This is a genomic window from Micromonospora sp. DH13 (assembly GCF_020873825.1).
Taxonomy (GTDB): domain Bacteria; phylum Actinomycetota; class Actinomycetes; order Mycobacteriales; family Micromonosporaceae; genus Micromonospora; species Micromonospora haikouensis.
In genome coordinates this window covers 19,387-40,584 of record NZ_JAHWGR010000043.1, presented here as the reverse complement: position 1 = coordinate 40,584, position 21,198 = coordinate 19,387, and the positions used below count along the sequence as shown (strand labels likewise).

At 71.4% G+C, this 21,198-nt stretch carries 15 protein-coding genes; 4 read left to right on the top strand and 11 right to left on the bottom strand.

Annotation, left to right across the window (positions count from 1 at the left end):
* Position 1: 1 nt before the first annotated feature.
* Both LPA42_RS29375 and LPA42_RS29370 read right to left on the bottom strand, forming a co-directional pair.
* Positions 2-187: a lysine biosynthesis protein LysW gene (locus LPA42_RS29375; protein WP_077937674.1), complete on the bottom strand. Its 186-nt coding sequence runs from the start codon at positions 185-187 to the stop codon at positions 2-4.
* Between the two features lie 47 nt (positions 188-234).
* Positions 235-1,377, bottom strand: a complete 1,143-nt coding sequence (locus LPA42_RS29370; protein ID WP_077937659.1) for an isopropylmalate synthase — start codon at positions 1,375-1,377, stop codon at positions 235-237.
* A gap of 260 nt (positions 1,378-1,637) precedes the next feature.
* On the opposite strand from LPA42_RS29370, the gene LPA42_RS29365 reads away from it, so the two are divergent.
* The 4 genes from LPA42_RS29365 to LPA42_RS29350 all read left to right on the top strand — a co-directional run bounded on the left by LPA42_RS29365 (position 1,638) and on the right by LPA42_RS29350 (position 5,404).
* A complete protein-coding gene (locus LPA42_RS29365) occupies positions 1,638-2,759 on the top strand; it encodes an acyl-CoA dehydrogenase family protein (protein ID WP_144082645.1) in 1,122 nt (373 codons plus the stop codon).
* 2 nt (positions 2,760-2,761) lie between these two features.
* Entirely contained in the window at positions 2,762-3,925 is a 1,164-nt protein-coding gene (locus LPA42_RS29360; protein ID WP_144082644.1) for an acyl-CoA dehydrogenase family protein, read from the top strand.
* 93 nt (positions 3,926-4,018) lie between these two features.
* Positions 4,019-4,405: a MerR family transcriptional regulator gene (locus LPA42_RS29355; RefSeq protein ID WP_077937656.1), complete on the top strand. Its 387-nt coding sequence runs from the start codon at positions 4,019-4,021 to the stop codon at positions 4,403-4,405.
* Between the two features lie 24 nt (positions 4,406-4,429).
* Complete coding sequence (locus LPA42_RS29350) at positions 4,430-5,404, top strand: NADPH:quinone oxidoreductase family protein (RefSeq protein WP_077937655.1); 975 nt, start codon at positions 4,430-4,432, stop codon at positions 5,402-5,404.
* 69 nt (positions 5,405-5,473) lie between these two features.
* Here LPA42_RS29350 and LPA42_RS29345 read toward each other — a convergent pair whose 3' ends face one another.
* From LPA42_RS29345 to araB, 9 genes are all read right to left on the bottom strand, one after another.
* A complete protein-coding gene (locus LPA42_RS29345; RefSeq protein ID WP_077937654.1) occupies positions 5,474-10,279 on the bottom strand; it encodes a family 43 glycosylhydrolase in 4,806 nt (1,601 codons plus the stop codon).
* 232 nt (positions 10,280-10,511) lie between these two features.
* Complete coding sequence (locus LPA42_RS29340; RefSeq protein WP_043963296.1) at positions 10,512-11,540, bottom strand: LacI family DNA-binding transcriptional regulator; 1,029 nt, start codon at positions 11,538-11,540, stop codon at positions 10,512-10,514.
* 141 nt (positions 11,541-11,681) lie between these two features.
* The gene (gene araA, locus LPA42_RS29335; protein WP_077937653.1) at positions 11,682-13,187 is read right to left on the bottom strand and encodes an L-arabinose isomerase; all 1,506 of its coding nucleotides are present in this window, start codon (positions 13,185-13,187) and stop codon (positions 11,682-11,684) included.
* A 28-nt stretch (positions 13,188-13,215) separates the two neighbouring features.
* On the bottom strand, positions 13,216-14,208 hold the full coding sequence (gene yjfF / locus LPA42_RS29330; RefSeq protein ID WP_077937652.1) for a galactofuranose ABC transporter, permease protein YjfF: 993 nt from the start codon (positions 14,206-14,208) through the stop codon (positions 13,216-13,218).
* Positions 14,205-15,275: an ABC transporter permease gene (locus tag LPA42_RS29325; RefSeq protein ID WP_077937651.1), complete on the bottom strand. Its 1,071-nt coding sequence runs from the start codon at positions 15,273-15,275 to the stop codon at positions 14,205-14,207. The genes yjfF and LPA42_RS29325 overlap by 4 nt, the downstream gene beginning before the upstream one ends.
* Positions 15,272-16,816: a sugar ABC transporter ATP-binding protein gene (locus tag LPA42_RS29320; RefSeq protein ID WP_077937650.1), complete on the bottom strand. Its 1,545-nt coding sequence runs from the start codon at positions 16,814-16,816 to the stop codon at positions 15,272-15,274. Before LPA42_RS29320 ends, LPA42_RS29325 begins: the two co-directional genes overlap by 4 nt.
* Positions 16,817-16,888: 72 nt before the next feature.
* Positions 16,889-17,899 (bottom strand): ABC transporter substrate-binding protein, encoded by a 1,011-nt coding sequence (locus LPA42_RS29315; protein WP_077937649.1) that lies wholly within the window; start codon positions 17,897-17,899, stop codon positions 16,889-16,891.
* Between the two features lie 156 nt (positions 17,900-18,055).
* A complete protein-coding gene (locus tag LPA42_RS29310) occupies positions 18,056-18,748 on the bottom strand; it encodes an L-ribulose-5-phosphate 4-epimerase (protein WP_198956557.1) in 693 nt (230 codons plus the stop codon).
* Complete coding sequence (gene araB / locus LPA42_RS29305) at positions 18,745-20,442, bottom strand: ribulokinase (protein ID WP_077937648.1); 1,698 nt, start codon at positions 20,440-20,442, stop codon at positions 18,745-18,747. Before araB ends, LPA42_RS29310 begins: the two co-directional genes overlap by 4 nt.
* Between the last annotated feature and the right edge of the window lie 756 nt (positions 20,443-21,198).

Below are 21,198 nucleotides of genomic sequence, written 5' to 3'. Positions count from 1 at the left end.
CTCACTGGCCCCAGTCGCGTAGCTGCACCTCGACCATCGACAGCTGCAGGCGGTCGGCCACGATGGCCTCGACACGCAGCGTCAACATGCACTCCGGGCAGGAGAAGGTCTCGCCCTGCACGACGGACGGCACGGTCAGCTCGGTCTCACACTCGGGGCAGGTGCCGGAAAGAGTGGCGGTGGACATCGGATCGCTCCCTTGATAGGTGACGTCGAAGTGTTGTTCCGACGTATTCACAGTGACTGGAAATCGACGGCGGCTTTACGGACTCCGTCCCGGTCGAGCAACGGACTGCCATTCTCTTCCTGCCGATGGATCAGCCAGGAGGTGAACGCGTCGACGTCCACGGTGATGCCGGAGTCCAGCAGCGCCCATCTGGTCAGTGCCGGCGTGAGCCGGGTCCGCACCAAGAGGCCACGGGCATTTCCGACGAGTTCGGCGGGCAGCGTTTCGTATGCCTCGGGATTGGTGAGCTGGCCGGGCAGCTCATAGGCGAAGGCCTGCGGCGAGGTCGGCCCGGACTGGAATGCCTTCCCCAATCTGGCGCCGCGCAGCGCCACCCGGGAGAGCTCGGTCAGGTGGGTCAGGTCGAAGCGGGTGTCGCCGTGCACCACCCGCAGGGCCATCAGAAGCTCGGCCAGCGGAGCGTTGCCGCCGCGCTCGCCGATGCCGCCGACCGTCGCGGAGATCCACCGGGCGCCGGCCCGGACCGCGGCGAGCGAGTTGGCCACCGCCATGCCCAGCATGTTGTGGGAATGGATCTCGATCTCCGAACCGTCGATCGCGGTCAGGTCGCCGATCACCGACTCCATCTGCCACGGCGACAGGTAGGCAACGGTCTCGGCGAGCCGGAACCGGTCGGCACCGGCGGCGAATCCCGAGGTCACGTAGGGAACCAGCCGCTTCTTCGGGGTGCGGGCGCCGTCCTCGCCGCTGAAGGTGACGTGGAAGCCGCGCTCCTTGGCCTGGCTGATCGCGGACCGCGCCAGCGCCTCGACGAACCGCGGGCTGGGCGAGCCGAGCTTGAGCTGAGCGTGCTCCTCGGAGGTGGGGATCGAGTACATGATGTGCCGGACGCCGAGCCGCTGCGCCTCGTCCAGTGCGGCCGTGACCTGCTGGCGGTCGCGGACCACCACCAGCGTCATGCTGCGGTCCGGGCCGATCGCCTCGTGCGTGGCCAGGATCAGGTCCGCGTCCTTGCTGTTCGGTCCGGAGACCATGCCGACCTCGACCAGTTCGATCCCGGTCCGCACCAGCAGCTCGGCGATGGTCGCCGCGTCCTGCGGGCCGAATTCGACGCCGGCCATGTGCGCGGAATCCCGCAACGTGGCATCGGACAGCCGGGGCGCGGGTCCCGGACTCTCGCCGGGATTCATCGCTCTTTCCATTGCAATTGGCTCCCTCGGTATCGGGCGGTCTTTCAGCGCCGGGATCAACCTTGGGGTGGGCACCGGGGATGCGGCAAGAGATCTCGTGTGAAGAACCGTAAAGCATTGTCGAGACCGGTGGATGCCCGTATCGAATCTTGCCGACCAGATGGCCTTGTGTCACGTATCCGAATTGCGGCCGGATCCGCGGGATACCGTTGCCGGATTCCGCACCGATCGGTGCGGAAGGCACGGAAAGGGGAGCAGTCGTGTTTCCGAAAGCCTCCGGGGAAGGCGACGACGGGGTCTCGGCGCTGACCGAGCGGGTCCGTTATCTCGCCGGTCACCTCGCCCGCCCCACCGCCACCGAGCGTGACCGTCGTCGCAGCTGGGACGACAACCTCTTCAAGGCCCTGACCGCGGTCTTCGGCGACGGGTTGACCGGCGTGCAGACCGCCGCCGCCCTCGCCGCGCTGGGCGAAGGCTCCCGAGATCCAGGTCTCGCCCTGGCCGTCACCACGCACGCCGTTCTGACCACCGTGCCGCTGCGGGCGTTCGGGACCAGCGCCCAGCACGAGCGTTACCTGCCCCGCATCGCCGCGGGCGAGTGGCTCGGTGCGTTGTCGCTGCGGCAGACCCGGGCCGGGGCCTTCGCGTCCACCGTGGCTGCCCGGCCCGCCCGTGACGGCGCGAGCGGCTGGGTGCTGTCCGGCAGCCTCGAACAGGTCGTCCTCGGCGCCCAGGCGCACCACTTCCTGGTCGTCGCCGAGCACCGCGACGGGTCACGCACCGCCTTCCTGCTCGACCGCGACACCCCCGGCCTGCGGGTCGAGCAGGCCGGCCCCGCGGCCATGTCCAGCTGCTGCTGGGGGAAGCTGGTCCTCGACGAGTGCCGCGCACCGGCGGATGCGGTCGTCGGCGCCGTCGGTGCGGCCGCCGCCCAGACCGAGCCGCTGCTCGCCGGTCTCGACTGGGTCTTCACCAGCGCCACCTGGCTCGGCATCATGCGGGCGCTGACCGACGAGTCGCTGGCCGCCGCCCGCGACCACGACCTGTTCGGCGCCCCGCTCGCGCACTCGCAGTCGGTCCGGTTCCTGCTGGCCGACATCGCCATCCAGAACGAACTCGCGGCCGGCCTGCTGCACCGTGCCGCCGAGCGGTTCGACGGCACCGCCACCCCCTCCCCGCAGGAGGCCGCCACCGTCCGGCTGTTCACCTCCTCGGCGGTCCGCACGGTGGCCGCCGGTGCCGCCCAGTTGTCCGGGGCCGGGTCAGCCGCCGACGGGTTCGTCGAGCGTGCGCACCGCGATGCCCTGTTCTTCGCCTCGACCGCCGGCGGCACGGAAGTGCTGCGTCCGGTGATCGCGGCTTCCCTGCTCGGGCTCGGCTGATCGTGAGGACCATCACCGACATGTACTTCGACGTCGACACCTTCGCTGCCATCGCCGCGCGCGCCACCCAGACCGATGCCAGCGGCACCATCCCGGCCGAGAGCTGGCAGGAACTCGTCGAGACCGGCTATCTGGGCCTGTTCCACCCCCGGCACCTGGGCGGCAGCGGCGCCGATGCCGCCACTCAGGTGCGGGCCATGGAGGCCCTCGCCCGCGCCTGCTCCGGGACCTACTGGGCCGCCACCGTCTCCTCGCTGCTGTGTGGCAATCTGCTCGCCACCTACGGCGACGAACGGCACCACGAGCTGATCCGGTCATTGGCCACCGGGAAGCGGCTTGCGGCCTTCGCCATCGTCGAGACGGCCGCCGGCAGCGACGCCGCAACGTACCGCACCCTGGTCCGGCGGGCCGGCAGCGACTACACCATCAACGGCGAGAAGTCCCGGATCACCAACGCTCCACGCGCCGACCTGGCCGTCACCCTGGCCCGCCGGGACCGGCCGGCCGGCGACGACGGCCCGGAGTGGTGCCTGGCCTTCGTCGATCTCGACCAGCCCGGGGTGCACCGCTACGACATCCCCCACATGGGCCTGCGCGGCATGCCGTGGGGCGGCATCGTCTACACCGACGCCCACGTCGACGAGGCGAACGTCGTCCCGGTCCCCTTCACCGAACTGGCCGAGGGCATGACCTGGGGCTGGCTGCTGGTCTCGGTCGCGGCCGTGGCGACGGCCGAAGCCGCGCTGAGCGCCTCGGTACGGCACGCGCGGCAACGGGTCTCCTTCGGCCGGCCGCTTGCGCACATGGAAGGGGTCCACGCGCAGGTCGCCGACGCTCACGCCAGGATCGACGCGGCCCGCCTGCTCGCCCGGCGCGGCGCCGCCCAGCGGGTCGCCGGGTACTCCGCCCGCCAGCTGATCGGGATGCTCAAGGTCTATGCCACCGAGATGGCGGTCGAGGTCACCCAGTGCGCCGTCCAGATCCACGGCGCCGCCGGCGTCACCGAGGGCCACGAGGTGGAGCGCCACTACCGCGACGCCCAGATGAACGTCGTCGGGGCCTTCGCGACCAACCGCCTGCGCGAGCAGATCGCCGAGGGGCTCGGTCTCGGACCGGCCGTCTACCGCCCCTTCGACTGGCTGACCCCCACGGGGCTCGCCGGCTGAGAGGCACCCGACCGCACGGGCCGTCGGCCGGCACCGGCCGACGGCCCGTACCTCGGCGGCGTCACCGTGAGCGACGCACCTCGTTGGTGTTCCGTGAGGATCGGCGAGCTGTCCCGGCGGACGGGCGCGAGCGTGCGCGCGCTGCGTCACTACGAGAACGAAGGTCTGCTGCGTCCCGGTCGCTGCAGCAACGGCTACCGGGTGTACGAGGACGACGCGGTGGACCTGGTCCGGCAGATCCGGACGATGATCGACAGCGGCCTGCCCATCCGGATCATCCGCGACGTGTTGCCCTACCTCGACGGGCCCACCCAACTGATGCCGCAGGTGCCGTGCGCCCACCTCATGGAGCAGGTCGCTGCACAGTTGGCCCACCTGGAGCAGAGCATCCACAGCCTGACCCGCAACCGGGACGCCATCGGCGCCTACTTGACAGCGGCACGCACGGCCGCCGCGGCCCAGCAGTTGACTCTGACGTAGGCGTCAGGGTCATAGCGTCCCCGCATGAGCATTCCCACGACCATGCGCGCCCTGCGCCAGGCGACCCTCGACGGCCCACACGACCTGCGCCTGACCGACGACGCGCCGGTGCCGGTCCCGGGCCCCGGCGAGGTGCTGATCCGGGTGGGTGCTGCCGGCGTCAACTTCGCCGACGTCATGCAGACCCACGGGACCTACCAGGGCGGGCCGCCGGCGCCCTACGTGGCCGGCTTCGAGGCCGCCGGTGCGATCGTCGCGCTCGGCACCGGCGTGACCGGCCTGGCGGTGGGCGATCGGGTGATCGGCACCGGGCCGGGTGCCTTCGCCGAATACATGGTGATGCCCGCGCACGTGGTGGCACCCGTACCGGCGGGCTGGGCCGACGAGGAGGCGCTCGGCCTGGTGCTGAACTGGGCGACCGCGCTGGCCGCGCTCAAGCCGCTGGGCCGCCTCGCCGCCGGGGAGACCGTGCTGGTGCATGCCGCCGCCGGCGGGGTCGGACAGGCCGCGGTGACGATGGCCAAGCACTTCGGGGCGTCGGTGGTCGCCACCGCCTCACCCGGCAAGCACGACACGGTACGGGCGCTGGGCGCCGACCACGTCCTCGACAACCGCACCACCGAGTTGCGACGGTTGACCGGCGGTGCCGACCTGGTCCTCGAGTCGGTCGGCGGTGCATGCTTCCACGCCAGCCTGGCCGCGGCCCGGCGGGTCACCGGGCGGGTGGTCGTCTACGGTCACGCCGGCGGCGAGGCGACCCTGACCAATCGGGACCTGGTGTTCGAACACCAGGTACAGGTGATCGGCCTGCACATCGGGGTGCTCGGTGCGACCGCGCCGCAGTTGTTCGCCGAGCTGATGGCGGACCTGGCCACACTCATCGCCGCCGGGGTGTACCGGCCCGGCCGGCCCACGGTGTGGGACCTTGCCGACGGACCGGGCGTGCTGGCGCAGATGCAGGCCGGCAGCACGGTCGGCAAGCTGGCGCTGCGCCCGTGACGACCGCCGAAGGCCACCTCCCGTCCCGGGGGAGGTGGCCTTCGGCCGTGCGCGATGGAACCCGGTTGCCTACTTGACGACCTTCGCGGTCTCCTTCGACGTGGCCGTGCCGGGCTGCAGGTCCGAACGGGTGGCCGTCACCCGCACGGAGAGCCGGTACCCGACGTCGGCGGCCTTGGGCACGTACGACTTGCCGGTGGCCCCGGCGATGACCTTGCCGCCACGCAGCCACTGGTAGGAGAAGGTGAGCTTCTTCTCGTCCCACTTGCCCGGGTCGGCGGTGAGGGTCTTGCCGACCTTGGCCGTCCCGCTGACCGACGGGAGCTTGGTGGCCTCGGCGGGGTCGCCCAGCGCGGGCACGTTGAGGGCCCGCTCACGGCTGACGTTGCCGGCCACGTCGTACGCCCGGTAGCGGATCACGTGGGCGCAGCTGTCGATCCGGGCCGGGGCCAGGTACGGCTGCCAGGCACCCTTGTCGATCCGGTACTCGATGCGGGCCACGCCGGAGTCGACGTCGCTGGCGTTGACCACGAACTTGCGCTCCACCAGGTACGCCTGCACGGTCGGGGCGGTCTCGTCCACCTTGACCTGCAGCGACCACACGTCGCTCCAGAAGAGGTTGACGCCCTGGGCCCGGTAGTCGACGCGGTGGCTGCCCGCCGGCAGGTCCACCGGCTCGCGGTACGGGAACCAGCCGCCGCCGTCGATCTGGTACTCGACCAGCTTCACCTTGTCACCGGCGGTGATGGTCAGGGCGGCGTCCGCGCCGTACCATCCGTCGGCCCCCGCGTCGGAGACCGTCGCCTTCGGCTGCCCGCCCTCGTAGCGCAGCGGGTCGACGCTGCCCAGCGTCGGGACGACCTTCCTGATGGCGCCGTCCGCGTCGAAGTACAGCCGGTCGATCGTGGTCTCCCGGTGCGTGCCGTCGCCGCCGGGGATCCCGAACCGGTGGTACGCGATGTACCAGTCGTCGGTGCCCGGCACCTGCAGGATCGAGTGGTGCCCGGTGCCGAGGATGCCCTGGCTCGGATCCTTGGTGAGGATCTCCCCCTTGGCGGTGAACGGCCCCAACGGGCTGGTGCCGGTGCCGTAGCCGACGCGGTAGTTCTCGCTGCCCGTGTCGTCGATCGACCAGGACAGGTAGTAGGTCCCGGCGCGCTTGTGCATGAACAGGCCCTCGCGGAAGTCCGTGAGGCCGGTCAGCCGCACCCGCTTGGCGACGTCGTAGGAGACCATGTCGTCGTTGAGCGGGACCACGTACGGGGTGCCGTTGCCCCAGTAGAGGTAGCTCTGCCCGTCGTCGTCGGTGAAGACCGCCGGGTCGATCTGCTGGGCGTTGCCGTAGTCGGCCTTGCTCACCAGCGGCTTGCCGATGGGGTCGACGAACGGCCCGAGCGGCGAGTCGGCGACGGCGACGCCGATGTTCTGCTGCGCCGAGAAGTAGAAGTAGTACTTGCCGTTCTTCTCGATCGCGGCGGGCGCCCACGCGTTGCTGTCGGCCCAGGTGATGTCCGGCCCGAGGTCGAGGATCGTGTCGTGCCCGGTCCAGTCGACCAGGTTGCGGCTCGACCAGACGGTGAACTTCGAGCTGCCCCAGCCGGGGAAGCCGTCGGTGGTGGCGTAGATGTAGTAGGTGTCGCCGAACCGGACGATGTTCGGGTCGGCGTTGAAGCCGGGCAGCACCGGCGAGCGCATCTGCACCGTCCGCACGGTCCACTCGCGGGTCGCCCCGGCCGCGCTGGTCACGGTCAGCGTCACCGGCTGCGAGTAGTCCCGCGCGCCGCCGGGCGTGACGGTCGAGGTCGGCGCGACCACGTACGTCGGGGCGAGGGCGGTCACGTCGGTGCCCGGCTTGACCGGCAGCGTGATGGTGCTGCTGGCGGCGTCGATGATCGCGGGGACCTTGAGGCTGTCGAGTTCGACCGCCACGACGCTGGTGCCGTTGGAGCCCAGCGCGGCGACCTCGCCGTCGGTGAGCGCCCGGTTGTAGAGGGAGAAGTCGCGCACCCGGCCCTTGAGGTACTTGTCGGCGGCGTACTGGGAGCGGCCGATGTAGTTGGCCGTGGTGCGGCCGCCGCCGATGTCGCCGGGGCGGTGGGTCAGCCCGGTCTTCTCGGCGACCCGCACCCCGTCGAGGTAGATCCGGGCGGTGCCGGCCGAGTTCAGGGTGTACGTGAGGGTCTTCCACACGCCCCGGGGGACGGCGCTGCCGCCGTTGACGGTCTGCTCGCCGGTCCAGTTGCCGAGGCTGATCGAGGTCCGGTAGTTGTTGCCGGTGGTGAACAGGTAGCCGTTGCCGACGCCGTCGGAGTCGGTGTTGCCCAGGCCCCAGATGAAGTACGGGGTGGCCTGGTCGGTGGCCATCTTCACGTCCATCGACACGGTGATCTCGTCGAGGCCAGCCATGATGTTGTCGGGCAGGGCCACGTGGCCGTTGGTCCCGCCGAGGGCGAGGCTGCCGTCGCCCCAGGTCGCGTCGCCGGCCAGCTTCGCGTCGTAGCCGTTGCCGGAGTCGTCGGTGACGGTGGTGCCGCTGGCCTGGTCGAGCGCGTAGTGGGCGACGACGCCGTCGGCGTTGGCGCGCACCGGCGGCGGCGCGTCGTTGAGCGCGTCGAGTTCGGCCTTGGTGACCGGGATGACGGTGCCGTGCCGGGGGCTGGCGGGCAGGTCGTAGGAGGCCGGCACCTTCCAGTCCGGGTTCTCCAGGTCGTCGGTGCCCAGCGGGATGTAGCCCCGGCCGCCGTACTCGTCGACGAACAGGTAGTACTTCGAGCCGGAGGTGTCGCCCGGGTTGGCCTTGAAGACCGTGGGACCCTCGACGGCGGAGGTGCCGGCGTCGCGGCCGATGCAGGAGTCGAGCACCGTCCAGGAGGGCTTGCCGGGCAGGTCGACGGCGGTCAACGAGGGCGACTTCTCCTGGATGATGTCGGAGCAGCCGGTGCCGCCGCCGCCCTCGTCCTTGGTGAACCGGTAGTAGGTGTCGCCCTCCCGGATCACGGTGGAGTCGATGCGCGAGTCGCCCGGATCCTGCCAGATCGTCGGCTGGCTGAACGTGACGAAGTCACGGGTCGTCGCGGCGAGCATCCGGTTGTACGTGTTGCCGGTGTGGTTCGGGTCGTTCTCCGCGTAGAGCTTCGAGGCCCAGAAGACGAGGTACTCGCCCCGGGCGGCGTCCCAGTACGCCTCCGGCGCCCAGGTGTTGCCGGCGGTGGGCGGGGAGATCAGGATGTGCCGCTGCTCCGACCAGTTCACCAGGTCGGTGGACTCCCAGACCTCCAGGTACCGGCTGCCCTGGCGCTGCGCGACGTCCCAGTTGCCGTTGCGGCCGATGGACAGGTCGGTGGCGATGAGGAAGAACCGGTCCCCCTCGGGGCTGCGGATCAGGAACGGGTCCCGCAGGCCCATGGTGCCGAACGTCGACTCCAGCTTCGGCTGGCCCCCGTTGAGCTCCGTCCACCGCAAGGCGTTGTTGCCCTGGCTGGCCGCGAAGTAGATCTTCTCCCCGGCGATGGAGTTGCCGGTGAAGTAGCTGAAGGCGTAGCCGGCGTAGGGGGCGGCCTCGGGCAGCTCGCGGACGGTCAGTTCGATGGCCCGCTCGGCGGTGGCCGTGCCGACGGTGACGGTCGCGGTCACGGTGACCTTGACGTCGCCCGCCCCGTGCGCGGGGCGCTTGACGATGCCGTCGGGGCTGACGACGTCCGGGCTGGCGGAGCGCCAGGCGACGGTCGCGCCGTTGCTCCCGGTGCTCGGCATGGTGAGGTTGCCGCGCACGTCGCCGGCGTTCACGAGCGAGAGGGCGGCGGCGGCCGCGTCGGCCCGCGTCTGGTCGGTCTCGTTGGGCACGACGGTGGCGGTGAACGCCTTGGTGTCGCTGCTGCCGCCCCGGCTGACGGTCGCGGTGAGGGTGACCGTGGCGGGCCCGTCGGCGGGGGCGGGACGGGTCACCTCGCCGGTCGCGCTGATGGTGCCGGGGGCGCTGGAGGACCAGGCGATCGCCGACCCGTACGTGCCGGTGGTGGGCAGGGTGAGCTTCCCGGTCACGGCCGAGAGGTCGCCCAGGTCGAGGGCGGCGGTGTCGCCGGCGACGCGGGTGGCGTCGGGCAGCGCGATGGCGGCCACCTCGTCGGCGGGCAGCGCGCGGTCGTAGATGCGGAAGTTGGCCACCCGGCCCTTGAGGTAGCGGTCCGCGGCGTAGTTGGACCGGCCGAGGTTGTTGTTGGTCGTCGTGCCGTTGCCGACGGCGCTGGGCAGCACGGTGACGCCGGTGTTCTGCGCGACCTGCACGCCGTCCTCGTAGAGGGTGCCGGTGGTGCCGGTCTGCGTGTAGGTGACGGACTTCCACACGCCCCGGGTGAGGTTCGCGCCCTTGCCGGTCACCTTCTCGCCGGACCAGTTGGTGGTGGTGATGGCGGTGCGGAAGGCGTCGCCGCTGGTGAACAGGTAGCCGGTGCCGGAGTTCGAGGTCGCCGGGTTGCCGAGGCCCCAGATGAAGTACGGGGTCTGCTGCGTGGGGTCGACGAGCACGTCGACGGCGACGGTGATCGACGACAGCCCGGCCATGATGTTGTCGGGCAGCTTGACGTGGTCGTCGACGCCGTCGAGGACGAGACCGCCCTGGCCGGTCCAGGTGCCGCCGCCGGTGAGCGTGCCGTCGTTGCCCCGGCCGGAGCTGTCGGTGACGGTCGTGCCGGTGGTCTGCGTCAGGTCGTAGCGCACCAGCAGGCCGTCGGTCACGTCGGCGGCGGCGGCCGGCGCGGCGGTGGCGGGCAGCAGACCGGCGACCAGGGCGAGGAGCGCCCCGGCGACGAGGGGCCGGGCCCGGCGCCGGGTGCGGGACGGGAAGGAGGATCGCGGTTCCGGGGGAGCTTCGCGCATGGGGTTCCCTCGTGGTGGCGGGGGTGTGAGCGTTAACAAGCCCGAATTCTCGGCGCTACAAAACCCCGGAGTCAAGGGTCCTACCAGGCACAACGCTGGGTATGTGCGCGCTAACAGGGATCGCTACGACCCGGGCCGGGGCAGCAACGGCCGCAGCGGGCGGACCCTCACGGTCGGCCGGCACGGCGAAGACCGGCGCGGCCCTCGCGGCGCACCGGATCCCGACGTGCGGTCAGCCCTTCCGGCCGCCGCTGCTCGCGCGCACGACGAGCTGCGGCTCGACCTGCGGATGCGGGAAGCGCCCCGCCGGGCCGTCGGCGTCGAACAGCTCCAGCAGGGCCGCCACGCACCGGCGGCCCACCTCGTCGAAGTCCTGCCGCACCGTGGTCAGCGGCGGCGAGAGGTATTCGGCCTCGGGGATGTCGTCGAACCCGACCACGCTGACGTCCTCCGGAACCCGCACGCCGCGCTGGTGCAGCGCCCGCAGCAGGCCGAGCGCCTGGTGGTCGTTGGCGCAGAACACGGCCGTCACGTCGGGGCGGTCGACCAGCGACTGCCCGATCTCGTAGCCCGCGCGGGGGCTCCAGTCGCCGACGAGGACCGGCGGGACGGACCGCCCGGCCTGCTCCAGTGCCAACCGCCACCCGTCGACGCGGTCGCGGGCCTCCAGCCAGTCCCGGGGGCCGGCGATGTGCCACACCGTCTCGTGCCCGAGGGACAGCAGGTGCTCCACGGCCAGCCGGGCCCCGGCGACCTGGTCGACGGAGATGCTCGGCAGCTCCCGGGCGCCGCCGCTCGACTCGACCACCACGGCAGGCACGCCGGTGGGCAGGCCGTGCACGGCCACCGCCGCCGTCATCATCGGGGCGATGACGACCACCCCCGCCACCGACTGCTCGGTGAGGGCGTCGATCGCCGACCGCATCCCGGCCCGGTCGAGCTGTTCCAGGGTGACGATGCTGATGCCGTACCCCGCCGCGCGGGCGGCGCGCTCGATGCCGAGCAGGGTCGCCGCCGGGCCGTAGAGGATGGTGTCGAAGCTGACCACGCCGATGACCCGGGAGCGCCGCCCGGCCAGCCCCCGGGCCAGGGCGTTGGGCCGGTAGTTGAGCTGGTGCACCGCGCGCATCACCCGCTCGCGGGTCTCCTGCCGGACGCTCGGGTGGTTGTTGAGCACCCGCGACACCGTCTGGTGCGAGACACCGGCGAGCCGGGCGACGTCGTTCATCACCGCCGCGCGTGCGGCCGGCTGCTGACCCATGGCAACTCCCCTCGTGGCCATCGTAGCCCGTCGTGATCAACAAGACGGACGGTCAGGCTCGCTGCGCGGACGGTGTGTCCGGCGTGCTCCCTCCTCGGGACCACGCCGGACACCCCGGTCGTACGGTCGACCGGTCGAGCCTCAGAAGCCCCTGGCCAACCGGTAGTAGGCCTGGTTCCACCGCAACTCGTTCGTCAGCCCACGGGTGGTCGTCTCCGCGTCGATGACGACCAGCTCGGTGGCGACCATCTCGGCCAGGTCGTGCAGTTCCTCGACCCCGACGGCCTGCGACAGCACCGTGTGGTGCGGCGCGCCGGCCGTGAGCCACGCCTCCGCCGAGCCGGCCAGGTCCGGCCGGGGCCGCCACACCGCGCGGGCCACCGGCAGCTTCGGCAGCGGCTGCGGCGGGACGATCACGTCGATCTCGTTGGCGACCAGCCGGAACCGCTCCCCCATGTCGGCCAGCCCCAGCACCACGGCGGGCCCCGCCTGGGCGTCGAACACCAGGCGCACCGGGTCCTCGCGGCCGCCGATACCCAGCGGGTGGATCTCCACCGCGGGCGTGTCGGCGGCGATGGTCGGGCAGACCTCCAGCATGTGCGCGCCGAGGACCACCTCCTGCCCCGGCGTGAGGTCGTAGGTGTAGTCCTCCATGAAGGACGTGCCGCCCGTGGTGCCCACCGACATCGCCTTGAGCGTGCGCACCAGCACCGAGGTCTTCCAGTCGCCCTCGCCGCCGAAGCCGTAGCCGTCGGCCATCAGCCGCTGCACCGCGATCCCCGGCAGCTGCCGCAGCCCGCCGAGGTCCTCGAAGTTCGTGGTGAACGCGCGGAACCCGCCCGCGTCGAGGAAGTCGCGCAGGCCCGCCTCGATCCTGGCGGCGTAGCGCAGCGAGTCGTGCCGCTCGCCGCCGGCCCGCAGCTCGGCGACGAGCCGGTAGCTGTCGTCGTACTCCTTGACCAGCTCGTCGATGCGCGAGTCCGCCACCGCGTCCACGGCCGCCACCAGGTCGTTCACGCCGTACGTGTTGACCGAGACGCCGAAGCGCAGCTCCGCCTCGACCTTGTCGCCCTCGGTCACCGCCACGTTGCGCATGTTGTCGCCGAAGCGCGCCAGCCGCAGCGACCGCATCTCCGCGTGCCCGATCGCCGCCCGGGTCCACGCCCCGATGCGGGCGGTGACGCTCGGGTTGCTCACGTGCCCAGCGACGGTCTTGCGGGCCACCCCCAGCCGGGTCTGGACGAACCCGAACTCCCGGTCGCCGTGGGCGGCCTGGTTGAGGTTCATGAAGTCCATGTCGATGTCGGACCAGGGCAGCGCCACGTTGGCCTGCGTGTGCAGGTGCAGCAGCGGGGTGCGCAGCGCGTCCAGGCCGGAGATCCACATCTTGGCCGGGGAGAAGGTGTGCATCCAGGCGATCACCCCGACCGCGCCCTGGACGGCGGCGTCACGGCAGACGGCCAGGATGTCGGCGCTGGAGGTGAGCACCGGCTTCCAGACCACCCGGGCGGGGATGGCCGGGTCGGCGTCGAGCTGCGCCGCGATCTGCCGGGACTGGTCGGCCACCTGACGCAGGGTCTCCGGGCCGTACAGGCCCTGGCTGCCGGTGAGGAACCAGACCTCGGCGGCCGGGGATGGGTTGGTCATGGGGTTGCCTTCCGGTGTACTGGGGTGGTCACTTCTTGCGGATGCCGACGAGGCGCTGGAGGAGGATGAACGCGAACAGCAGGCCACCGATCACGATCTTGGTCCACCAGGAGCTGAGGCTGCCGTCGAAGGTGATCAGCGTCTGGATCACCCCCAGCACGAGGACGCCCAGCAGGGTGCCGAACACGTAGCCGGAGCCGCCCGTGAGCAGGGTCCCGCCGATGACGACGGCGGCGATCGTGTCCAGCTCCATGCCGACGGCGATCAGCGGGGCGCCGGACAGCGTGTAGAACGACAGCAGGATGCCGCCGATGGCCGAGCAGAGCCCGCTGATCGTGTAGACGGCGATCTTCGTACGCCCCACGGGCAGGCCCATGAGGAGCGCCGACTGCTGGTTGCCGCCGATGGCGTACACGTTGCGGCCCAGCCGGGTGTACGCCAGCGTGTACGCCGCGACCGCCACCACGGCGAGGGCGACCAGGACGCTCACGGTCACGAAGTTCTCGCCGATGCGGATGCGCTCCTGCGCCGCCGAGGTCCAGAACCCGTCGGTGATCGGGATGGACGTCGAGCTGATCCAGGTGCACATGCCCCGGGCGAAGAACATGCCGGCGAGGGTGACGATGAACGGCTGGATGTCGAAGAAGTGGATGACGCAGCCCATCGCGAACCCGAGGGTGGGGCCGATGAGCAGCGCGATCAGGAGCACCAGCGCGGGGTGCACGCCGTCGCCGAGCAGCGACGCCGACACCATCGCGGTCATCGCCACCACCGAGCCGACCGACAGGTCGATGCCGCCGGTCAGGATGACGAAGGTCATGCCGACCGCGACGACGAGCAGGAAGCCGTTGTCGATGAAGATGTTGAAGACGACCTGGATGTTGGAGAAGGCGCGGTACTGCGAGACGCCGATGCCGTACATCACCAGCAGCAGGGCCAGGGTGGCCAGCACCGGCACCTGCCGCTGCGGCACCCGCCACCAGGCCCGTGGGCCTCGCGCGGCCAGGGGGGTCGTGGTCATGCCGGAACCTGCTCCTTCTGCTTCTCGACGGGCGCAGCCGGGGGCACCCCCGGTGCCTGCCGGCGCCGGAACCGGGCGCGGAACGCCGGCGCCTGGATGAGGCAGACCGCGATCACCACGACCGCCTTGAACAGCAGGGCCGTCTGCGGGTCGATGTTCATGGCGTACACCGAGGTGGTCAGGGTCTGGATGATCAGCGCGCCGACGATGGTGCCGCTGAGGTAGAACCGGCCACCGACCAGCGACGTGCCGCCGATGACCACGGCGAGGATCGCGTCGAGTTCGACCCAGAGGCCGACGGCGTTGCCGTCGGCGCTGGAGACGTTCGCCGTCATCATGAACCCGGCGACGGCGGCGCAGGCGGCGCTCACCACGTACACCAGGAAGGTGATCCGCCGCGAGCGCACGCCCGCCAGCCGGCTGGCCTCGGCGTTGCCGCCGACCGCCTCGATGATCATGCCGAGGGCGGTGCGGCGGGTCAGCAGCGCCACGACCAGGGTCACCGCGAGGGCGATGATGATCGCGAACGGCAGCGTGAGCAGGTGCCCGACCCCGATCGTCTTGTACGGCTCGCTGTTGATCGTGATGATCTGCCCGGAGGTGACCAACTGGGCCAGGCCCCGGCCGGCGACCATCAGGATCAGCGTGGCGATGATCGGTTGGATGCCTATCCCGGCGACCAGGATCCCGTTCCACGCGCCGAGCAGCAGGGCGATGCCGAACGCGATCGCCACCGCGGTGAGCACCCCGCCGAGGCTGTTCTGGTCGGGCTGCTCGCTGATGTAGAGGCAGGCTATCGCGCCGCACACGGCGGCCACGGAGCCCACGGACAGGTCGATGCCGCCGGTGGCGATCACCAGGGACATGCCCAGCGCGACCAGGATGAGCGGGGCGCTGAGCCGGAGGATGTCGATGAGGCTGCCGTAGAGGTGGCCGTTCTTCAGCTCGACCGACAGGAAGCTCGGCCGGTAGACGGTGTTCGCCGCCAGCAGCACCACCAGCACGACCAGGGGCCAGAACAGCCGGTGGCCGGTGACGCCCGCGAGGCGGGTACGCGCAGTGCTCATACCTTCTCCAGCCCTTCCTGCTCCGCGCCGCTGGCGATGGCCCGCATCACGCGGTCGGCGTCGAGGGTGTCGTCGTTGTCGAGCTGGGCGACCAGCCGCCGGTCGCGCATCACGACGACCTTGTGGCTGAGCCGCAGCACCTCCTCCAGCTCGGCGGAGATGAACAACACCGCCATTCCGCCGTCGGAGAGCTGCGCCACGAGGCGCTGGATCTCGGTCTTCGCGCCGATGTCGATGCCCCGGGTCGGCTCGTCCAGGATCAGCAGCCGCGGCTCGGTGATCAGCCACCGGGCGAGCAGCACCTTCTGCTGGTTGCCGCCGGAGAGGTTGCGCACCGGCATGTCGGGGTTGGCCGGGCGGATGCTCAGCGCCTTGATGTAGCGCTCGACCAGCTCGTCCTGCTTGCGCCGGGGCACGGGCCGCAGCCAGCCGCGGGCGGCCTGCATGGCCAGGATGATGTTCTCCCGCACCGACAGCTCGCCCACCAGGCCCTCGGTGCGGCGGTTCTCGGAGCAGAAGGCGACGCCCCGGTCGATCGCGGCCACCGGGTTGCGGATCGTGGCGGGCGCGCCGTCGACCGCGAGCCGGCCCTGGTCGGCGCGGTCCGCGCCGAAGAACAGGCGGGCGACCTCGGTACGCCCCGACCCGAGCAGTCCGGCCAGCCCGACGACCTCGCCGGCGTGGATGGTGAGGCTGAACGGCGCGACCGAGCCGGTGCGGCCCAGCCCGTCCGCCGCCACGAAGGGCTCCCCCGCGGCGATCGCCGCGCGGTCCCGGTCGGTCTCGGAATCGAGGCGCTCCAGCGCGTCGAGCTCCTTGCCGATCATCTTCTCCACGAGGGCGATCTGCGGCAGCTCGGCCGTCGGGTACTCGCCGACGAGGCGGCCGTTGCGCAGCACGGTGATCCGGTCGGCGATGCCGTACACCTGGTCGAGGAAGTGGGTGACGAAGACGATCGCGATGCCGTCGTCGCGCAGCTGGCGCATGATCCGCATCAGCTGGGCCACCTCGTCGGCATCGAGGCTGGAGGTGGGCTCGTCGAGGATCAGCACTCGGGCGTTCACGTCGACGGCGCGGGCGATGGCCACCATCTGCTGGACCGCGAGGGAGTAGCTGCCGAGCAGCTCGGTGACGTCGATGTGCAGGTCGATGCGGGCCAGCAGCTCCTTGGCCCGACGGCGCATCTCGCGCCAGTTGACGGACCCGAGCCGGCGCGGCTCGCGGCCGATGAAGATGTTCTCCGCCACCGACAGGTTCGGCAGGAGGTTGACCTCCTGGTAGACGGTGCTCACCCCGGCCGCGGTGGCCTGCATCGGCCCGGCGAAGGAGACCTGCTGACCGTCGAGGGTGATCGTGCCGGCGTCCGTGCTGTAGACACCCGTCAGCACCTTGATGAGGGTGGACTTGCCGGCGCCGTTCTCGCCCATCAGGGCATGGACCTCACCGGGGAAGAGGCGGAAGTCGACACCGTTGAGGGCGCGTACTCCCGGGAAGATCTTGCTGATCGCGGTCATCGTCAGGACCGGATGCCTCTGCGACATCTGACCAGGCCTTTCGTGTGTCGCGGAAGCGAGCGGCGGGGCCGCCGCGCGTGGCGCGGCGGCCCCCTCCGGTCAGTACTTCCGGGTCGGCAGAGCGGCCTTGGCCTGCTCCTGGGTGAAGGTGGTCTCCTGGGTCTCGACCCGGGCCGGGACCTCCTCGCCGGCCTTGACCTTCTTGACCAGGTCCATCAGCTGGTCGCCGAGCAGCGGGCTGCACTCGGCGATGAAGTTGAACTTGCCGTCGGCCAGGGCCTGCATGCCGTCCTTGACCGCGTCGATGGTGATGATGGTGATGTCCTTGCCCGGCACCTTGCCGGCCGCGGTGATCGCCTCCAGCGCACCGAGGCCCATGTCGTCGTTGTGGGCGAACAGCACGTCGATCTTCGGGTTGGCCTTGAGGAACTGCTCCATGACCTGCTTGCCGCCGGCCCGGGTGAAGTCACCGCTCTGCGACGCGACGACCTTCAGGTTGGGGTTGGCGGCGATCGCCTCCGCGAAGCCCTTCTTGCGGTCGTTGGCCGGCGCCGAACCGGTGGTCCCCTGCAGCTCGACGATGTTCACCGGGCCGGTGGCCGCCTTCTTCTGCTCGACCAGCCACTCGCCGGCGAGCCGGCCCTCCTTGACGAAGTCCGAGCCGATGAAGGTCTTGTAGAGGCTCTTGTCGGCCGAGTCGACGGCGCGGTCGGTCAGGATGACCGGGATCTTGGCGTCCTTGGCCTCCTTGAGCACGGTGTCCCAGCCCGACTCCACCACCGGCGAGAAGGCGATCACGTCGACCTTCTGCTGGATGAAGTTGCGGATCGCCTTGATCTGGTTCTCCTGCTTCTGCTGCGCGTCGTCGAACTGCAGCTTGATCCCGGCCTTCTCGGCGGACTCCTTGATGGAGTTGGTGTTCGCCGTCCGCCAGCCGCTCTCCGCGCCGACCTGCGAGAAGCCGAGGACGATCTGGCCGTCGCCCTTGCTGTCGCCGGCCTCCGAGCCGGTGTCGCTGTTGCCGCACGCGGCCAGGCTGGTGGCCATCAGGCCGGCGGCCAGGATCGCGCCGAACCCACGGCGGGTGATGGTCGTGCCGGTCTTGCGCATGTGATGACTCCTTGCGGGGGTGGGTGGGGTACCTACATGGGCCGGGGCCGCCTCGGCGTGCCGGGACGGCACGGCCAACCGGTGGTGCTGTGGTGAGGTGCGGTGGAACGGGCCGGGCCTCGGGGTGCGGACCGGCCGGGACGGGGCGGGCGGCGGTCAGGGGGTCGCGGACGGGACCCCGGGCTGCCCGTAGACGTTCTGGTAGCGGTCGTAGAGGGAGTCGATGTCCTCGCGGGCCATCGGCACCGGCCGGCCGAGCGTGCGGGCCAGGTGGGCGGTGCGGGCGACGTCCTCGCACATCACCGCCGCCTTGACCGCCGCGCGGGCGTCCTTGCCGATGGTGAAGACGCCGTGGTTGCGCATGAGCACCGCCGGCGAGCGGTGCCCGGACAGGGTGGCCACGATGCCCTTGCCGATGTCGTCGCCGCCGATGAGCGCGAACGGGCCGACCGGGATTTCGCCGCCGAACTCGTCGGCCTGGGCGGTGAGGTGGCACGGGATCGACTCGCCGCAGGCCGCCCAGGCGGTGGCGTAGGAGCTGTGCGTGTGCACCACTCCCCCGACCTCCGGCATCGCCCGGTAGACGTAGGCGTGCGCGGCGGTGTCGCTCGACGGCGACAGGTCGCCCTCCACGACGGCCCCGTCGAGGTCGCAGACGATCATGTTGTCGGGTCGCAGGTCGTCGTAGGAGACGCCGCTGGGCTTGATGACCATCAGGTCCGCGCCCGGCACCCGGGCGGAGACGTTGCCGGCCGTCCAGGCCACCAGGTTGTAGCGGACCAGCTCGCCGTGCAGGGTCGCGACCTGCTCACGCAGGCGCGTCACCTCGGCGCCCAGGTCGGGGCTCATGCCAACACCTCCAGGGGGACTGCGGCCTCGCCGGCCGGGGAGTGGTCGGCCGCCCGGCGGGCGGCGTTGCGGATGGTGCGCAGCCGCAGCAGGACGTCGTCGCCGCCCCGGCCGAAGTGGTCGTGCAGGCGCCGGTACTCCGCGTAGAGCGCGTCGTAGGCGAGCGCCCGCTGCGGGTCGGGCCGGTAGACGTCGCGGTCGACCCGGCCCATCACCGCCGAGGCGGCCGGCACGTCGGGGTACGCGCCCGCGGCGACCGCCGCGTGGATCGCCGAGCCGAGCGCCGGGCCCTGCGTCGAGCCGATGATGCCCAGCGGGCGCTGCGTGACGTCGGCGTAGATCTGCATGAGCAGCGCGTTGTTGGTCAGCCCGCCCGCGACGATGATCTCGTCGACCGGCACCCCGGCGTCGGCGAACGCCTCGATGATCATGCGGGTGCCGAACGCGGTGGACTCCAGCAGCGCGCGGTATACGTCCGGCGGCCGGGTGGCCAGGGTCAGCCCGACGATCACCCCGCTGAGGTCGTGGTTGACCAGCAGGGAGCGGTTGCCGTTCCACCAGTCCAGCGCCACCAGGCCGTGCGCGCCGACGGGCTGGGCGGCGGCGGCAGCCGTGAGGGCCTCGTGCGAGGCGTAGCCGGCGGGGGCGGCGTGCTGGACGTACCAGCCGAAGATATCGCCGACGCCGCTCTGGCCCGCCTCGTAGCCCCAGTGCCCGGAGCTGATCCCGCCGTCCACGACGCCGCACATGCCGGCCACCTCGGCCAGCTCGGTGCCGTTGACGACGTGGCAGGTGGAGGTGCCCATGATGGCGACCAGCCGGCCCGGCTCGAGGGCCTGGGCGGCGGCGGAGGTGACGTGGGCGTCGACGTTGCCGACCGCCACCGCGATCCCCTCCGGCAGGCCGGTCCAGGCTGCGGCCTCGGCGGTCAGCCCGCCGGCCCGGGCGCCCAGCGGCGCGAGCGGTCCGTCGATCTTGGCGACGAAGTCAGCGAAGCCCGGGTTAAGCGCGGCCAGGTACTCCCGCGACGGGTACCGCCCGTCCTGGCGGATGCCCTTGTAGCCGGCGGTGCACACGTTGCGGGTCTCGACGCCGCAGAGCTGCCAGACGATCCAGTCGGCGGCCTCGATCCACCGCTCGGCCCGGTCGTAGACCTCCGGGTCCTCCTCCAGCAACTGCAGGCCCTTGGCGTACTGCCACTCGGCGGAGATCTTGCCGCCGTAGCGGCCGATCCACGGCTCGTTGCGGGCGTGGGCCAGCTCGTTGATCCGGTCCGCCTGGGGCTGGGCCGCGTGGTGCTTCCACAGCTTCACCCAGGCGTGCGGCCGGGTACGCAGGTCGGGCAGCTCGCACAGGGGGGTGCCGTCGGCGAGGGTGGGCAGCACGGTGCAGGCGGTGAAGTCGATGCCGATGCCGACGACCTGCTGCGGGTCGACGCCGCTGGCGGCCAGGGCCGCCGGCACCGCCTGCCGTAGCACCTCGCGGTAGTCGTCCGGGTCCTGCAGGGCCCAGTCGGCGGGTAGCGCCTGGCCGTCGACGGCGAGTACCGTGTCCATCACGGCGTGTCGGTACTCGTGCACCGCCGTGCCCAGTTCGGCACCGTCACCGACCCGTACCACCAGCGCTCGACCCGACAACGTGCCGTAGTCGACGCCGACAACGTACCGGTCGCCCGGCCCTGCCGAAACGCTCATGACATCCTCCGCTCACTTGCTGGCAACAGTGTTAGCGCTCACATGTAGTGGCGTCAAGATGCTTCCCGCCAAGATCTTTCAGTCCGGTCCCCGACACGGCCCGCTGCCTGGAATCTCTCCAGATGACGACGTCGGCAACGATCCGGTCACGGGGCGCGACCCACGACGGAGACGGCCCCGGATCGGGGATGTGTGCGTTCACAAGGAGGCGGGCGCTTCGGCCGCGTGACGCAGGGCGCGCGCCGCCGCCGCGCGCCGGCCGCGGCCGGCGCACCCGCCCGCCGCCCGGCCGTGACGGGGAGTGATTCTTCCCGACCCCCCGGCGCACCATCCCGCTCACCCGCTTTGCTCTGCACCCACGGACGCAACGCTCACGCTCCGCTGCCGCACACGAACCTTCGCGAGTCCCGGCGATGCCACGTATCCGCAGCTCCACCGGGATGCTGCGCCCGTGGGTGCAGAGCAAAGCGCGCGACAGGACCGAAGCGGACCCCGAAGGAGGGCGACGCGGAGTAAGAACGATCGGCCCGATGGGACAGCTCCCCTCCGTCACGGAGCGCGACGGCACCACCCAGGCCTGCGGCCCCGCCGAAACCGCACCCCCGGCCCGCGATCCCGGCTCGGCGCCCCGTGTCGGGCAACCGGGTCGACGCCGCCCCGTCCGGCGGCGCCGACCCGGCCGACAGCGGACGCGGAGGCAGGGCCGCGCCCGAAAGTTTCGAGCTTGTTTCGGACGCGAGCAGACTAAGCGCCCGC

Excerpts from the sequence above, each read along its gene's own strand:
- LPA42_RS29375 (WP_077937674.1), bottom strand. The coding sequence starts at position 187 with ATGTCCACCGCCACTCTTTCCGGCACCTGCCCCGAGTGTGAGACCGAG.
- LPA42_RS29370 (WP_077937659.1), bottom strand. The coding sequence starts at position 1,377 with ATGAATCCCGGCGAGAGTCCGGGACCCGCGCCCCGGCTGTCCGATGCC.
- LPA42_RS29350 (WP_077937655.1), top strand. The coding sequence starts at position 4,430 with ATGAGCATTCCCACGACCATGCGCGCCCTGCGCCAGGCGACCCTCGAC.
- LPA42_RS29345 (WP_077937654.1), bottom strand. The coding sequence starts at position 10,279 with ATGCGCGAAGCTCCCCCGGAACCGCGATCCTCCTTCCCGTCCCGCACC.
- LPA42_RS29340 (WP_043963296.1), bottom strand. The coding sequence starts at position 11,540 with ATGGGTCAGCAGCCGGCCGCACGCGCGGCGGTGATGAACGACGTCGCC.
- araA (WP_077937653.1), bottom strand. The coding sequence starts at position 13,187 with ATGACCAACCCATCCCCGGCCGCCGAGGTCTGGTTCCTCACCGGCAGC.
- yjfF (WP_077937652.1), bottom strand. The coding sequence starts at position 14,208 with ATGACCACGACCCCCCTGGCCGCGCGAGGCCCACGGGCCTGGTGGCGG.
- LPA42_RS29325 (WP_077937651.1), bottom strand. The coding sequence starts at position 15,275 with ATGAGCACTGCGCGTACCCGCCTCGCGGGCGTCACCGGCCACCGGCTG.
- LPA42_RS29320 (WP_077937650.1), bottom strand. The coding sequence starts at position 16,816 with ATGTCGCAGAGGCATCCGGTCCTGACGATGACCGCGATCAGCAAGATC.
- LPA42_RS29315 (WP_077937649.1), bottom strand. The coding sequence starts at position 17,899 with ATGCGCAAGACCGGCACGACCATCACCCGCCGTGGGTTCGGCGCGATC.
- LPA42_RS29310 (WP_198956557.1), bottom strand. The coding sequence starts at position 18,748 with ATGAGCCCCGACCTGGGCGCCGAGGTGACGCGCCTGCGTGAGCAGGTC.
- araB (WP_077937648.1), bottom strand. The coding sequence starts at position 20,442 with ATGAGCGTTTCGGCAGGGCCGGGCGACCGGTACGTTGTCGGCGTCGAC.